This window comes from Streptomyces sp. AM 2-1-1 (assembly GCF_029167645.1).
GTDB lineage: Bacteria > Actinomycetota > Actinomycetes > Streptomycetales > Streptomycetaceae > Streptomyces.
Map to the genome: position 1 here is coordinate 1,101,317 of NZ_CP119147.1, position 13,768 is coordinate 1,115,084.

The following is a 13,768-nucleotide window of genomic DNA, read 5'->3' on the forward strand; positions in this document are numbered from 1 at the left end:
TCGGTCACCCCGCCTCGCAGCGGATCTCCGCCCACACCGTCTTGCCCGGCGCCCCCGGGCGGGGCACGGTCCCCCAGCGCTCGGCGAGCCGCGAGACCAGGAGCAGCCCTCGGCCCGACTCCTCCTCGGCGTGCGGCTCGCACGGGGCGCCGGGTGAGGGACACCGTTCGGCGCGGGTGTCCGTCACCTCGATCCGCAGGGTTCGGCCCTCCACTTCCATGAGCCGCAGATGGAAATCGCGTCCTTCCACACGTCCGTGACGCACCGCGTTCGCAGCGAGTTCGGCGGCGATCAGAGAAAGGCTGTCGTTGGCGTCCGACGCGTAGGGATGCCCCCATTCGTGGAGCCGGAGCGAGACGAGCCGGCGGGACAGCCGGGCGCCGCGCGGAGTCGAGGAGAATCGCATCGCGAATTCCCTAAGCGCGGAACAGGTTTCAACCATTGCCCCGAGAGAGGTAATTGCTTCGTTCATGGGGAAAAGCCTCACGCCGTCCGCATACCGTGACCAGGACTGACACGCTGACGGCCCAGGGCTGTACGCGGCGGTACACACCCTGTACACGCGACGGCGCGTGAGGCCGCGGGGCGGAGCGATCGTGGAGGCAGGCGTCATGCCGGAGCAGCAGCAACCACCCGAGGCGTACGAGAGCGGGACGGGCATCCTGGCCGTCTTCGGACGCCAGCTGAAACTGTTCCGGGTGGCGGCCGGCCTGGAACGCGCCGAACTCGGTACCCGGACCGGGTACTCCGCCTCCACCATCGCCGCGTTCGAGCAGGGACGGCGCATCCCGCCGCCGAAGTTCATCGACCAGGTGGACGAGGTCCTCGGGGCTCACGGCGTCCTGCGCACCGGCAAGGAGGAGGTGGCGCGCGCCCAGTATCCGGCGTTCTTCCGGGACGCCGCCAAGATCGAGGCCGAGGCTGCAGAGCTCGCCGCTTACGACACCCTGGTGGTGAACGGACTGCTCCAGACCGAGGAGTACACCCGCGCGCTGCTGAAGGAGCGGCGCCCGCTCCTCGACGAGGCCACCATCGAACAGCGGGTGGCAGCGCGCCAGGCGCGCCAAGAGATCTTCCACCGCTGGCCCGCCCCGCTGCTCAGTCTCGCCATGGAGGAGTACGTGGTCACCAGAGGACTGGGCGGCCGAGAAGTCCGACGAGGTCAGCTCGAACACTTGCTGCTGATCGGCGAGAAGCGCAACGTCGAGATCCAGATCATGCCCGCGGACCGCGAGGACAACGCGGGGGTGGACGGACCGTTCACCGTCCTCACCCCGCAACACGGTGAGCCGGTCGGCTACCTCGAAGTGCAGGGCCGGAGCACACTGGTGAGCGAGCGGGTGGAGGTCCGTGCCCTCTCGGCCCGCTATGGGATCATCCGAGCCCAGGCCCTCACCCCGCGTGAGTCCCTGGCCTTCATCGAGAAACAGCTGGGAGAGGTATGAACGTCCACGTCACCACGGGTGGTTCCGTCCCCACGCTTCGCTGGTTCAAGAGCAGCCACAGCGGCGCCGAAGGCGGGCAGTGTCTGGAGGTCGCCGCCTCCACCGGCACCGTCCACGTCCGCGACTCCAAGCAGCGCACCGGGCCCACCCTGACGGTCACCCCGGACGCCTGGGCGTCCTTCGTCACCGCGACCGCACGTGACTGACGCCGGCACGGACCTGCGGAGAAGGAGGGGAGAGGGATGAACGGCCACGTCACCACGGGTGGTTCCGTCCCCGCGCTGCGCTGGTGCAAGAGCAGCCACAGCGGCGCCGAAGGCGGGGATTGCGTGGAGGTCGCCGCCTCCACGAGAACCGGCACCGTCCACGTCCGCGACTCCAAGCAGCGCACCGGGCCCACCCTGACGGTCACCCCGGACGCCTGGGCGTCCTTCGTCACCGGGACGGCACGGGACTGAGTCGCCGCCCCCCACGGGCCCTCACGACGGGCCGGCCGCTCCGCCCCCGCTGGTGTGCGGGGGCGGGGCGGCCGGTGCGACGCTCGGGGCGCCGCCAGGGTCAGGCGGTGTGCGGGTGGATCAGACCAGGTCGGGGTACTGGTTCCAGCCCCCGGTGCCGATCTGGACGCGGGCCTTGAGCGGCGTCTTGGTGACGCCGGTGCCCGCGTAGAAGAACAGCTGGCCCTTGGAGTTCGACGCCAGGAGGTCGGCGATGCCGTCCCCGTTGATGTCGCCCGGGGCGGCGAGGTTGGTGTACTGGCTCCAGGCGCTGCCGCCGACCTGGACGCGCGCGCCGAACGGCGTGGCCGCCTTGCCGGTGCCGGGGTAGAGGAACAGCCCGGCAGAGCTGCGGGCCAGGAGGTCCGCACGCCCGTCACGGTTGTAGTCGCCGGCACCGACCAGCTTGTTGTACTGGCTCCAGCCGCTGCCGCCGATCTGGACACGGCCCTTCAGCGAAAGGCCGTCGCCGTTGCCGGCGTAGAAGTACAGCGCGGTGGAGCTGCGGGCGATCAGGTCGCTCTTGCCGTCACCGTTCAGGTCGCCGGGACCGACGACGAGGTTGTACGACTTCGAACCGGCGGCGATCTCCGGGTCGTTCTCCGCGTAGACGGCCGTGTTGTACAGGTGGCCGTCGTACGTGCTGTGCTCGATCAGGTCCGAGTACCCGTCGGGCCGGAGCGCGACGCTGTGGGTGAGGCGGCTGACCGAGCGGGTCCAGCCCGTGCCGACGAGGTACTTCGTCGAGAGCTTCCCGAGGCCGGTGCCCTGGTAGTAGTACACGGTGCCGTTGCTGGTGCGGGCGAAGACGCCGGACTTGCCGAACGCCGCCATGTTGCCGGCACCGGCCAGCTGGGCGACCCCGCCCCAGTTGGTGGTGCCGGAGGTGAACCGGGCCTGGAAGAGGCCGTTGCCCTTGCCGTCGTAGAAGTACTGCTTGCCGTCGTAGCCGCGGGCGACGAGGTCCGCGGTGCCGTTGCCGTTGTAGTCGGTGCCTCCGGTGATCTGGTTGTACTGCAGCCAGCCGGTGCCGCCGATCTGGATCGAGGTCTTGAACGGGTAACCGGAGACACTGCCGTTGCCGGGATACAGGTAGAGCCCGGTGGCGTTGCGGGTCACCAGGTCGGCGATACCGTCACCGTTGAGGTCGTCCGCGCCGACCAGCTGGTCGAACTGGCTCCAGCCGGCGCCGCCGACCTGGATGCCCTTGCCGAAGTTGCTTCCGGTCCCCGGGAAGAGGAACAGTCCGGCGGTGCTGCGGGCGAGCAGGTCGGGCTTGCCGTCTCCGTTCAGGTCACCCGGAACGACGAGCTTGTTGTACGCCTGCCAGCCGCTGCTGAGCGTGGTGTACGAGCTCAGGCCGTCCTGGAGGGTCGCGTTGACGCCACTGTGGAGCCGGAGCGCTCCGGTGGGCGTGAGCGTGAGCAGGTCGGCCTTGCCGTCGCCGGTCATGTCACCCGGCAGCATCAGGTCCTTGACCTGGGCGGTCTCCCCGGAGAGGACGGCAGCACCGTCGTAGCCCCAGTCGGTCCACACGTCTCCCGAGTCCATGCGGTAGGCACTGTCGCCGGTGCCGTCGCCGTCGAAGTCGGCGCGCTGGGCAGCCCTGTTGTCGACCGCGGAACGGGCCGTCATGTTGTGCCGCTCGGGTGCGGCCGCGTTCTCACGGCCCGGGATCGTGAACGTGGGGCGCGTGTGGGTGGTGTGCGGCACGGTGACCGTGCCGGGGGTCGCGGCGTCGTTCCCGGCCGCGTGTGCGGTGATCGTCATCGAACCGCTGACCATCAGAGCGGCGCAGACGATCGCTGCCGCTGTGGCCGTCTTCCGGGTCCGCCGGGACCCGGGTATTGCGGGGTTGGGCATTCTGCCTCCTGTGGAAATGACGACTCCACGGAGAGCGGCGCACGTGCCGGAGCCGACTCACGCGTCACGCGGAGCCGGATGTGATGGTGCCGTCGACGTGCCTTCGGTGTCGGTCGTGACCACCGGAGCACGGCATGACGGAAACGGAAAACCCCCCACCAGCGGTGGCGCCCCTCCCCAGGGTCGTGCAGTAGATCTATCTCCAGAAGGGCACCTCAGGCAAGTCCGTTGTCGGGCCGGATCCCGTTCCTCACGCATTCCCGATCGGATCTCCCCGGGCGGAATTCGGGAGGGAAACGGGCAGGTCGCACGTTAACGACGGGGAATGCGCAGCCGAAGAGGCGGAGGCGTCGTGGAGAAGGGACCGCGACCGCGGGCACCCGCCGGAACGCCTCTCTCACGTCCATACCGCACCGAGGGCGACGAATCCGCAGATCAAAACGGACAGGATCGCCAGCAGCGGCCAGACGAAGCGGAGATACCTGTCGTAGCCGATCTTGGCCAGCGCGACGCCGCCGATGGTGACGGCGGTCGTCGGCACCCAGAGGTTCATCCAGCCGCTCGCCGCCTGCCACGCCGTCACCACCACCGCGCGGGGGACGCCCGCGAAGTCGGCGAGGGGCGCGAGGATCGGCATGGCGAGGGTCGCGTGCCCGGAAGTGGAGGGGATCAGGAAGGCGAGGGGCAGGTTGACGATGAACACGACGACGGCGAAGAGCCCGGACGAGACGCCCGACACCACGCCTTCGATGGAGTGCAGCACCGTGTCGGTGATCTGCGAGTTGTTCATGATGACGGTGACTCCGCGCGCCAGCACGATGACGAGCGCGGGCGAGATGAAGTCCGCCGCGCCCTGTACGAGGGTCGCGCTCAGCCTCTGCTCGCCGAACCGGGCCACCACGCCCACGACGACTGCCGCGACCAGGAAGAGCGCGGCCAGCTGCGGGAAGGACCAGCCGAGTTCGAAGCCGTACGGCGTGGCGTCGGCGTCCCCGGTGAGGGCACCGGACCACGGCACCACGGAGAAGATCATGAAAGCGAAGACCACCGCGACCAGGACGAGGATGGCCTGGTGCAGGCGGGTGAGCGGGGGCGGTTCCCCGGACTCCGCCGCCGACTGCTCGCGGTCGCCGGGCAGGAAGCCGGAGAGGGAGCGGTCGGGGTCCCTGCGGACCCGGGAGCCGTACCGGACGACGTAGGCGATGGTGACGGCGGTCAGGACGATCCACATGAGCCCGCGCAGCACGATGCCGTCGCCGAGCGAGATGTCGGCGGCGGACGAGGCGACGCCGGTGGCGAAGGGGTTGACGGTCGAGCAGAGCACCCCGATGCCGGCGCCGAGGATGATCGTGCCGGTCGCGACCATGCGGTCGTAGCCGAGGGCGAGCATCAGCGGCACGATCAGTCCGTAGAAGCCGAGTGTCTCCTCGGCGAAGCCCTCCACCGTGCCGAGCAGAGAGAAGACCAGCATGACACCGGCGATGAGGAGCGCGCCCCGCTCCCGCAGCCGGTGGGCGAGCCGGCCGATGCCGCGGTCGAGCGCTCCGGTGGCGAACACGACGGTGATGAACGCCCCGATGGCGATGACGAAGAGGAAGACGCCCGCACTGCCGTAGAGCTCGCCGGCGAGATCCGGTCCGACCTCGCCGGTCTCCGCGTCCCGGATTCCGTACAGGCCGTTGACGGGCGAGAGGAAGAGGTCGCTGAGCCGGTCGGCGAAGCTCTGGCCGGACGGGACCCGGTGGTAGGTGCCCTGGACCGGCGCACCGGCGGCATCGCGGTCGTACGCCCCGGAGGGGATGAGGAAGGCGAGCGCCCAGACGGCCAGGGTGACCAGGGCGAGGACGGTGAGGGCGCTCGGGAAGGTGAACTTCTTCTCGGCCGGGGGCTTCTCGCCACGGTCGGCGCCGCCCGTCATCGTGCTCATGCGGCGCCACCGGCGGTGCGGTGTCCGGCCGCGAACTGCCGCGGGAAGGCGGTTTCGGCGATCACCGCCGAGCGCGGTTCGCAGAAGAGCCCGCGTTCGTTCGGGGCGTGCGGGTCGCACAGGTTGTCCTCGGCGCCCAACAGCAGCACCTCCGCACCGGGCGCCGCCCGGGCCGGACCGTTCACCAGCGGGATCGAGCCGCCGCTCGCGAGGAAGGCGGGTTCCCGGCCCCAGCCCTCACGCAGCGCGGTGAGGGCCGTCCGGTGGGCGGGCCCGCCGGCCGTCAGCCGTTCCGGATCGGCGGCGGGAGCGTCCGTCAGCGCGTCGACCCGGGTGCTCAGGTCCATGGTGCACATTCCTGTTCCTCATGTACTCGCGTCCGGGGTTCCGGGTCGGGACCGTGCGCGGTCCCGCCGCGTCCGGACACGCCCCAGGGATCAATGGACCACAGGGCGGACGCTCCCGCGCGTCCGCCGGTCGTCGAACCGGATCGCAGACCGTGGCGGGAGTACGGCGCCGGGCGCCCGCACGCGCCCGGCTGCCCCTCAGCCGCCGAGGACGAGGGTGCGCTGCGCGGAGAAGTCGCCCCACTTCCCGTCCGGCAGTTTGGCCCGGATCTTGACGGAGTGCCTGGTGCCTTCCGGTTCGGTGAGCGTCAGCTCGTAGGTGGCGCGGCCCTTCGGAGGGGTGCCGCCCCAGACGACGGTCGTGGTGGCCTTCCCGTCGAGGTACAGCTCGTACGCGGGAATCACCCCGCCCACCTCGGGCTGGTCCCAGGAGAGCGCGACGGCGTAACTGCCGGGCTTGCCCGAGGTCTCCGTGCGCAGACCGGTGGGGGCGGTACTGGCGGGGGCGCCGGGAGCGGACGCGGTGGTGACGTCCACGGCCCGGCTGTCGGCCGAGGACTTGTCGGAGGCGTCGCGGGCGCGGACCGTGAAGGTGTAGACCGTGCCGGGGCGCAGACCGGTCAGCCGCGCGCTGGTCACGGTGGCGGAGACGCTGTGGATACGGGAGTCCTCCTGGTAGACGTCGTAGGAGGTGACGCCTATGTCGTCCGTGGCGGCCGTCCACGACAGGGTCACACCGTCGGTGCCGACCCCGGTGGCGCGCGGTGGTCCGGGGACCGTGGGTGCGTCCCGGTCGTCGGGCGGGGTGGGCTGGGTGGTGACCGGCACCCCGGGTCCGGGGCCGGAGAGGTTTCCGGCCGCGTCCCGGGCGCGGACGGTGAAGGCGTACGCCGTGGATGCGGTCAGCCCGTCGACGTCGATCATGCGTTTCGCGGCGGGGACGGTCCTGACCCGGGTTCCCTCGCGGTAGATCTCGTACCCGGCGACCGCCGTGTCGTCCGAGGACGGTTCCCACATGACGTGCACGGAGGTGGAACTGCTCGCTTGCGCGGTCACGCCCTGCGGGGTGGTGGGCGCCGTGGTGTCGGTGGCCTCCGCAGAGCCGCCGCAGCCGGCGAGGAGGCCGAGGAGGAGTGGGGCGGCACAGGTCGACACGACGCGCGTGGGGGGACGTTGCACGGTGCTGCCGCCTTTCGTCGGGGCATTGGTCCAGACCTGTATGGCACGGCGGGCGGGCGGATCACAAGAGGGGTGCGCGGATCGTTCCGCAATGTGCCGGTGTGCCCCGCGGCCGACCGGCGCCCGGGCACCGGCACGTGATCGTGGAGCCCGGGAATCGGGGCGAAGCGCGGCGGGGCCCGGAACGCCGGTCCCGGAGCCGGCCCGGAACCCCGCCGCGCTTCCTCCGGGCCCGTCAGCAGGCGATGGCGTACCAGACCGGGGTCCAGTTGACCGTCGTCGACTGGTAGGCGGTCGAGGAGAACAGGTAGTTCTGGTTCTTGTCGTAGAAGTAGGCCACGGTCCCCGGGGTCTGGTTGTTGACGAGGGCGCCGTTCCCGGTCAGGTTCGGGAGTTGGTAGAGGGTGTTGCACTTGGTGTAGGCGAAGCTGTTGCCGTTGGCTCCCTGTCCGCACACGTAGGTGTAGGAACAGGAGAGCGCGGCGGCGGCGGACTTCACCGCGGCGGGTGACTCCACCGCCCGCTGCCGGGCACCTGCCAGCGCCTGGGCCGCGAGGGCGGATTCGTCCGGCCGGGCGGACGCCGACGCCGGCCCCGTCAGCCCGAACAGCGAACCGGCGACGAGCGTCGCGGCGGCCGTCAGGGTGGCGGCGGTCTTCCGTACTGCCATGAGCGGTCTCCTGGATCTCCCGCCCCGGAGAGAGACGGGTACGAGGTGGTTTCGGCCCCCGGCGCCTCGTCGGCCAAGGCCGGGAGCCACCCGGGGGCGACGCGAGACCTACCCGCCGCTCCCCATGGTAACCATGAGTGACAAAGAGGTCACTCAAAGGAGTCGCGCGCACCGCGCGAGCCACCGTCCCCTCATCGTGTGAGCCGGGACCCGGCCGACGAAGTTGCATGAACATGCATCGCGGTGCATACTTTTCCTATGTCTAAGGTAATGACCTCTCTGCCCGTCGGGGAACGCGTCGGAATCGCCTTCTCCGGCGGCCTCGACACCTCCGTCGCGGTCGCGTGGATGCGCGACAAGGGCGCGGCGCCGTGCACGTACACCGCCGACATCGGCCAGTACGACGAACCCGACATCGCCTCCGTGCCCGGACGCGCCCACGCCTACGGGGCGGAGATCGCCCGGCTGGTCGACTGCCGGACCGCCCTCGTCGAGGAAGGGCTTGCCGCGCTGACCTGCGGGGCATTCCACATCCGCTCCGGCGGGCGCGCCTACTTCAACACCACCCCGCTCGGCCGGGCGGTCACGGGCACCATGCTCGTGCGCGCCATGCTGGAGGACGACGTCCAGATCTGGGGCGACGGCTCCACCTTCAAGGGCAACGACATCGAGCGGTTCTACCGCTACGGCCTGCTGGCCAACCCGTCGCTGCGCATCTACAAGCCGTGGCTGGACGCCGACTTCGTCACCGAACTCGGTGGTCGCAAGGAGATGTCCGAGTGGCTGCTCGCCCACGGCCTGCCCTACCGGGACAGCGCGGAGAAGGCGTACTCCACCGACGCCAACATCTGGGGCGCCACCCACGAGGCCAAGACCCTCGAACACCTGGACACCGGCCTGGAGAGCGTCGAGCCGATCATGGGCGTGCGGTTCTGGGACCCGTCCGTCGAGATCGCCACCGAGGACGTCACCGTCGGCTTCGAGCAGGGCCGCCCGGTGACCATCAACGGCAAGGAGTTCGCCTCCGCCGTCGACCTGGTGCTGGAGGCCAACGCCATCGGCGGCCGCCATGGGCTCGGCATGTCCGACCAGATCGAGAACCGGATCATCGAGGCCAAGAGCCGCGGCATCTACGAGGCGCCGGGCATGGCCCTGCTCCACGCGTGCTACGAGCGCCTCGTCAACGCGATCCACAACGAGGACACCCTCGCCAGCTACCACAACGAGGGCCGCCGCCTCGGCCGCCTGATGTACGAGGGCCGGTGGCTGGACCCGCAGGCGCTGATGATCCGCGAGTCGCTCCAGCGGTGGGTCGGCATGGCCGTCACCGGCGAGGTCACCCTGCGCCTGCGGCGCGGCGAGGACTACTCCGTCCTGGACACCGCCGGACCGGCGTTCAGCTACCACCCGGACAAGCTCTCCATGGAGCGGACCGAGGACTCCGCCTTCGGTCCGGTCGACCGGATCGGTCAGCTGACCATGCGGAACCTCGACATCGCCGACTCCCGCGCCAAGCTGGAGCAGTACGCCGCCATCGGCATGGTCGGCACCTCCCACCAGGCGCTGATCGGCGCGCAGTCCGCGTCCACAGCGCTGATCGGCGCGATGCCCGAAGGCAACGCCCAGGAGATCGCCTCGCGCGGGGAGGCCCCCGGCGGCGACAAGCTCCTCGACAGCGCCGCCATGGAGTTCGGCGCCGACTAGGGGTCCGGTCCAAGGGCCGGTCGAAGGCTGTCCGCGTGTGTGCGGGAGGGGCCCGGCGTGTTCCGCCGGGCCCCTCCCGCGTGCTCTCCCCCGCGCCGGGTCAGCTGGTGAAGAACTCGCTGATCTGCTGGGCGACCTGGTCCGCACGCGTCTCGTGCATCCGGTGGCCGCCGGGCACGGTGATCAGGCGGCAGTCGGGGATGCGCGACGCCACCTCCGGCAGGAGTGCCTGCGGCAGGGTGCTCTCGGGCCCGCCCGCGATGATCATGGTGGGCGCGACGATCTCACCCAGCCCTTCGGCCCACTCCGGATCCGGATCGGCCAGCTGGGCGTGGACGGCCGGTACGGCGTTCTCGTCGTAGTCGACCGGTCCCTCCGCCCGTCCGGCCGGCCCAGGGTCCCCGGGGAAGGGCGCGGGCATCTCCACCAGCACGAGCCGCTCGACCCGGTCGGCGTGCTCCTGGGCCAGCAGCAGGGCGACGGTGCCGCCCATGCCGTGGCCCACCAGTCCGACCCGGTCGAGCTCGCACTCGTCGAGGAAGCCGACCACGTCGTCCCGCATCTGCTCGAATGCGTACTCGTCCGGCCAGTCGCTCTCACCGTGCCCGCGCAGATCGAGGGCGTACACCCGCCACTCGGCGCCGAGCAGCGTCCCGGCGGCCTCCCAGTCGGCGGACGAACCGCCGAGACCGTGCAGGAGAACGACCGGCGAACCGTACTGGTCTCCCCAGGCCCGGTACGCCAGCCGCACGTCGCCCACATCCACAACAGACTGATCTTCCATACCCTGACGCTACAGCCGGTGGCCTGGGTCGAACGCCCTCGCCCCGGCCTGGCAGGCTTGGGGGGTGAACCGCACCGCCAGGGCCGCCGCCCGCCGCCTCCTTCCGTACGCCGCCTCCGCCCTGCTGGCCGCCACGCTGCTGACCGGATGCTCCGGCGCGGGCGAGGAACCCGAGAAGGGGCTAGACGACCCGGCGAAGAAGCAGATCGCCATGGAGCTGGTCTCCAGCGCCGAGAACTCCACCCTGGACTGGCGGGGCCAGTACGCGTACATCGAGGACATCCACGACGGTCGCGGTTACACCGGCGGCATCATCGGCTTCTGCTCCGGCACCGGGGACATGCTCGACGTGGTGGAGCGGTACACGGGGACGCGCCCCGGCAACGCCCTCGCCCGCTTCCTCCCCGCCCTGCGGGCGGTCGACGGCACGCCCTCGCACGCCGGGCTCGGCACACCGTTCACCACGGCGTGGACCGCCGCCGCGAAGGACTCCGCCTTCCGCGCCGCGCAGGACGCGGTACTGGACGAGGGGTACTTCGGCCCGGCGGTGGACCGGGCCGAGAAGGACGGACTCAGCGCCCTGGGCCAGTTCATCTACTACGACGCGTACGTGATGCACGGCGCCGGCGACACCGAGGGCACGGTCGGCTTCAGCAGTATCCGCCGCAAGGCGCTGGCCGCCGCCGACTCCCCGGCCGGGGGCGGCGACGAGGAGGAGTACCTCAACGCCTTCCTCGACGCCCGGGTCGCCGCCATCGGCAAGGAGCCCTCGCACACCGACACCAGCCGCGTCGAGACCGCCCAACGCCGCTTCGTACGCGAGGGGAAGCTCCAACTGGAGACCCCGCTGCGGTGGAAGGTCTACGGGGAGAGCTTCCGGATCGACTGAGGCGGTGCTTCTGGGTCCCGGTCCGTGACGAGGCCGGTCAGGGCTCCGGGCACCCCTTACTCTGCTGCGATGACGGACACCGAGCTGATCGTCGACCTGCGCGGCCGGCCGATCGGGACACTCGACGACTTCTGGGACGCGGTGAGCGGGCCGTGCGGGCTGCCGGAGTGGTTCGGCCGGAACCTGGACGCCTGGTCGGACACGATCGGAACCCGGGGGATCTCCGGGGTGATCGACAGCCACGACACCCTGACCGTGCACGTCGACCGGGAAGGGCTCTTCGACGGGAGCCGGCCGCAGGCCGATGCCCTGGCCGGCATCTTCGACGGAGAGCGCAACCGTCTCGTCGTGCATGCCCCGGCCTGACGGGCGGACCGGCGTCGGAGCCGGCCCGGCCGTGCGACGGGCCGGCGTTCCCGGCGCCCTCGGTGCGGCGGCGCCCCGCGTCTTCTTGACCCTCACACCGTGTCAGACGGTGGACTCGGAGCCATCATGTTCATCATCGGAGACTTCGCCAGGCACGGCCACGTGTCGGTCCGGATGCTGCGCCACTACGACGCGACCGGGCTGCTGCGCCCGGCCCACGTCGACCCGTCCAGCGGCTACCGCCACTACAGCGCCGGCCAACTCGCCCGGCTCAACAGGATCATCGCGCTGAAGGACCTCGGGTTCACCCTCCAGCAGGTCCGGGACATCGTGGACGAGAGGGTCGGCGCGGAGGAACTGCGCGGGATGCTGCGGCTGCGGCGGACCGAACTCCGCACCGCGGTGGCGGCCGCGGAAGCACGGCTGGTCCAGGTCGAGGCGAGGCTCCGGGCGATCGAGAGCGAGGGGCACATGCCCACGAACGACGTTGTCATCAAGAGCGTTCCGGCCATCAGGGTGGCGGAGCTGACCGCGACGGCGGACAGCTACGGTCCCCAGGACATCGGGCCGGTCATCGGGCCGCTCTACGAGGAGTTGTTCCGGCGCCTGGGTGCGGCGGACGTCACCCCCACGGGCCCCGGTGTGGCCTTGTACGAGGAGGCTCCGGAGGGCGGTGGCAGGATCACCGTCCATGCCGCGGTCCAGGTCTCCGTCCCGCTCCGGGACGCTCCCTTCCGCGTTCTCGACCTGCCCTCCCACGACCGGGTGGCGACCATCGTGCACCGCGGCCCGATGGACACGGTGCTCCCCACCGCCCAGACCCTTGCCCGCTGGATCGACGCCCACGGCTACCGGGCGACCGGGCACCCCCGCGAGGTCACCCTGGAGTGCCCCGAGAACCGCGACCACTGGGTCACCGAACTGCAGACGCCGGTGACCCGGGCCTGACGAGCGCACCCCGCACCCCGCGGGACCTGGCCGGAGCCCCCTACCGCGCGGTACGGGGCTCTGCCCGCACTTCCGGCGCCCCGGTACCGGTCGCTCTGGTCCGAGCGGGTGACGCGGCGGTCCGTGCCGGGGCCGGGCGGCAACCGGGCCGTGAAAGGCCTGATAGGAAGCTCGCGGCAGAGCAGACGATCCACATGTCTCCGTTGGAGGACAGGTGCCCCACGCCCGGTTCGACGCAGTCCGACGTGCTCGCGGAGATTCCCGTGGACCCGGCACTCCGGCCGGACCCGCCGGAATCGGGTGGAGCCTCGTCCCGGCCGTCGCCGTGGCGACCGCCCTCGGACTCGCCCTCGCCACCGTCCCGTGCGCCGCCCTGGCCGATTCCCCCTCCCGCGGGGTGTCTCCCGGCGGCCGGGCCTCCCGGACCGTCGCGGCGGTCGGACTGGACGACCCGGCGAAGAAGGAGATCGCCATGCAGGTGGTCTCCAGCGCGGAGAACTCGTCGCTGGAATGGCGGGACCAGTACCGGTACATCGAGGACATCGGCGACGGCCGCGGTTACACCGCAGGCATCGTCGGCTTCTGCTCCGGCACCGGCGACATGCTGGGGGTCGTCGAGCTCTACACCGAGCGCGCCCCGGGCAACCTCCTCGCACCCTTCCTGCCCGCGCTGCGTGAGGTCGACGGCACCGACTCGCACCGGGGTCTCGGCTCCCGGTTCACCGCGGCCTGGGAGAAGGCCGCGGTGAACGACCCCGTCTTCCGTGAGGTGCAGGACGACGAGCGGGACCGGGTGTACTTCGACCCGGCGGTCGAGCAGGCGAAGGCCGACGGGCTGGGCACTCTGGGCCAGTTCGCGTACTTCGACGCGCTCGTCATGCACGGCGGGGGCGACGACGGCGCGAGCTTCGGCGCCATCCGCCGACGCGCCCTCGCCTCCGCCCACCTGCCGTCGCGGGGCGGCGACGAGACGGTGTACCTGCACGCGTACCTCGACGCGCGGGTGTGGGCCATGCGGCAGGAGGCCGCCCACTCGGACACCAGCCGGGTCGACACCGCCCAGCGGGTCTTCCTGCGGAACGGCAACCTCCGGCTGAACCCCCCGCTCGACTGGCGGGTGTACGGGGACAGTTACCACATCGGCTGAGG

At 71.1% G+C, this 13,768-nt stretch carries 15 protein-coding genes; 8 read left to right on the forward strand and 7 right to left on the reverse strand.

Translation table 11 applies throughout. From position 1 onward, the window contains the following. Positions 1–4 precede the first annotated feature (4 nt). Positions 5–406 carry an ATP-binding protein gene (locus tag PZB77_RS04685; RefSeq protein ID WP_275491256.1) on the reverse strand — a complete coding sequence of 134 codons (402 nt, stop codon included), beginning with the start codon at positions 404–406 and terminating at the stop codon, positions 5–7. Between the two features lie 205 nt (positions 407–611). Between PZB77_RS04685 and PZB77_RS04690 the strand changes: the two genes are divergently transcribed. Genes PZB77_RS04690 through PZB77_RS04700 form a run of 3 tightly spaced genes read left to right on the forward strand, consistent with a single transcriptional unit; the run spans position 612 to position 1,903 of the window. Beyond that, the gene (locus PZB77_RS04690) at positions 612–1,445 is read left to right on the forward strand and encodes a helix-turn-helix transcriptional regulator (protein ID WP_275495916.1); all 834 of its coding nucleotides are present in this window, start codon (positions 612–614) and stop codon (positions 1,443–1,445) included. Further along, positions 1,442–1,651 (forward strand): DUF397 domain-containing protein, encoded by a 210-nt coding sequence (locus PZB77_RS04695; RefSeq protein WP_275491257.1) that lies wholly within the window; start codon positions 1,442–1,444, stop codon positions 1,649–1,651. The genes PZB77_RS04690 and PZB77_RS04695 overlap by 4 nt, the downstream gene beginning before the upstream one ends. 36 nt (positions 1,652–1,687) lie before the next feature. Next, complete coding sequence (locus PZB77_RS04700) at positions 1,688–1,903, forward strand: DUF397 domain-containing protein (RefSeq protein WP_275491258.1); 216 nt, start codon at positions 1,688–1,690, stop codon at positions 1,901–1,903. Positions 1,904–2,023: 120 nt separating this feature from the next. On the opposite strand, the gene PZB77_RS04705 is transcribed toward PZB77_RS04700, so the two are convergent. The 5 genes from PZB77_RS04705 to PZB77_RS04725 all read right to left on the reverse strand — a co-directional run bounded on the left by PZB77_RS04705 (position 2,024) and on the right by PZB77_RS04725 (position 7,928). Then, positions 2,024–3,805 (reverse strand): VCBS repeat-containing protein, encoded by a 1,782-nt coding sequence (locus PZB77_RS04705; protein WP_275491259.1) that lies wholly within the window; start codon positions 3,803–3,805, stop codon positions 2,024–2,026. A gap of 397 nt (positions 3,806–4,202) precedes the next feature. After that, a complete protein-coding gene (locus tag PZB77_RS04710; protein WP_275491260.1) occupies positions 4,203–5,732 on the reverse strand; it encodes a YfcC family protein in 1,530 nt (509 codons plus the stop codon). Further along, the gene (locus tag PZB77_RS04715) at positions 5,729–6,079 is read right to left on the reverse strand and encodes a hypothetical protein (protein WP_275491261.1); all 351 of its coding nucleotides are present in this window, start codon (positions 6,077–6,079) and stop codon (positions 5,729–5,731) included. Before PZB77_RS04715 ends, PZB77_RS04710 begins: the two co-directional genes overlap by 4 nt. Before the next feature lie 198 nt (positions 6,080–6,277). Beyond that, positions 6,278–7,258 (reverse strand): fibronectin type III domain-containing protein, encoded by a 981-nt coding sequence (locus PZB77_RS04720; protein WP_275491262.1) that lies wholly within the window; start codon positions 7,256–7,258, stop codon positions 6,278–6,280. 235 nt (positions 7,259–7,493) lie between these two features. Then, on the reverse strand, positions 7,494–7,928 hold the full coding sequence (locus PZB77_RS04725) for a hypothetical protein (RefSeq protein ID WP_275491263.1): 435 nt from the start codon (positions 7,926–7,928) through the stop codon (positions 7,494–7,496). A gap of 258 nt (positions 7,929–8,186) precedes the next feature. On the opposite strand from PZB77_RS04725, the gene argG reads away from it, so the two are divergent. Then, complete coding sequence (gene argG, locus PZB77_RS04730; protein WP_275491264.1) at positions 8,187–9,632, forward strand: argininosuccinate synthase; 1,446 nt, start codon at positions 8,187–8,189, stop codon at positions 9,630–9,632. A 100-nt stretch (positions 9,633–9,732) separates the two neighbouring features. Here argG and PZB77_RS04735 read toward each other — a convergent pair whose 3' ends face one another. Then, complete coding sequence (locus PZB77_RS04735) at positions 9,733–10,416, reverse strand: alpha/beta hydrolase (RefSeq protein ID WP_275491265.1); 684 nt, start codon at positions 10,414–10,416, stop codon at positions 9,733–9,735. 64 nt (positions 10,417–10,480) lie between these two features. Between PZB77_RS04735 and PZB77_RS04740 the strand changes: the two genes are divergently transcribed. From PZB77_RS04740 to PZB77_RS04755, 4 genes are all read left to right on the forward strand, one after another. After that, positions 10,481–11,305 (forward strand): chitosanase, encoded by an 825-nt coding sequence (locus tag PZB77_RS04740; protein WP_275491266.1) that lies wholly within the window; start codon positions 10,481–10,483, stop codon positions 11,303–11,305. A 69-nt stretch (positions 11,306–11,374) separates the two neighbouring features. Beyond that, a complete protein-coding gene (locus PZB77_RS04745) occupies positions 11,375–11,671 on the forward strand; it encodes a barstar family protein (protein ID WP_275491268.1) in 297 nt (98 codons plus the stop codon). A gap of 126 nt (positions 11,672–11,797) precedes the next feature. Continuing rightward, positions 11,798–12,619, forward strand: coding sequence for a MerR family transcriptional regulator (locus PZB77_RS04750; RefSeq protein ID WP_275491269.1), 822 nt, complete (start codon positions 11,798–11,800; stop codon positions 12,617–12,619). A gap of 373 nt (positions 12,620–12,992) precedes the next feature. Then, positions 12,993–13,766 carry a chitosanase gene (locus PZB77_RS04755; RefSeq protein ID WP_275495917.1) on the forward strand — a complete coding sequence of 258 codons (774 nt, stop codon included), beginning with the start codon at positions 12,993–12,995 and terminating at the stop codon, positions 13,764–13,766. Positions 13,767–13,768 lie beyond the last annotated feature (2 nt).

Excerpts from the sequence above, each read along its gene's own strand:
- PZB77_RS04690 (WP_275495916.1), top strand. The coding sequence starts at position 612 with ATGCCGGAGCAGCAGCAACCACCCGAGGCGTACGAGAGCGGGACGGGC.
- PZB77_RS04735 (WP_275491265.1), bottom strand. The coding sequence starts at position 10,416 with ATGGAAGATCAGTCTGTTGTGGATGTGGGCGACGTGCGGCTGGCGTAC.
- PZB77_RS04710 (WP_275491260.1), bottom strand. The coding sequence starts at position 5,732 with ATGAGCACGATGACGGGCGGCGCCGACCGTGGCGAGAAGCCCCCGGCC.
- PZB77_RS04700 (WP_275491258.1), top strand. The coding sequence starts at position 1,688 with ATGAACGGCCACGTCACCACGGGTGGTTCCGTCCCCGCGCTGCGCTGG.
- PZB77_RS04685 (WP_275491256.1), bottom strand. The coding sequence starts at position 406 with ATGCGATTCTCCTCGACTCCGCGCGGCGCCCGGCTGTCCCGCCGGCTC.
- PZB77_RS04695 (WP_275491257.1), top strand. The coding sequence starts at position 1,442 with ATGAACGTCCACGTCACCACGGGTGGTTCCGTCCCCACGCTTCGCTGG.
- PZB77_RS04725 (WP_275491263.1), bottom strand. The coding sequence starts at position 7,928 with ATGGCAGTACGGAAGACCGCCGCCACCCTGACGGCCGCCGCGACGCTC.
- PZB77_RS04750 (WP_275491269.1), top strand. The coding sequence starts at position 11,798 with ATGTTCATCATCGGAGACTTCGCCAGGCACGGCCACGTGTCGGTCCGG.
- PZB77_RS04715 (WP_275491261.1), bottom strand. The coding sequence starts at position 6,079 with ATGGACCTGAGCACCCGGGTCGACGCGCTGACGGACGCTCCCGCCGCC.
- argG (WP_275491264.1), top strand. The coding sequence starts at position 8,187 with ATGTCTAAGGTAATGACCTCTCTGCCCGTCGGGGAACGCGTCGGAATC.
- PZB77_RS04745 (WP_275491268.1), top strand. The coding sequence starts at position 11,375 with ATGACGGACACCGAGCTGATCGTCGACCTGCGCGGCCGGCCGATCGGG.
- PZB77_RS04705 (WP_275491259.1), bottom strand. The coding sequence starts at position 3,805 with ATGCCCAACCCCGCAATACCCGGGTCCCGGCGGACCCGGAAGACGGCC.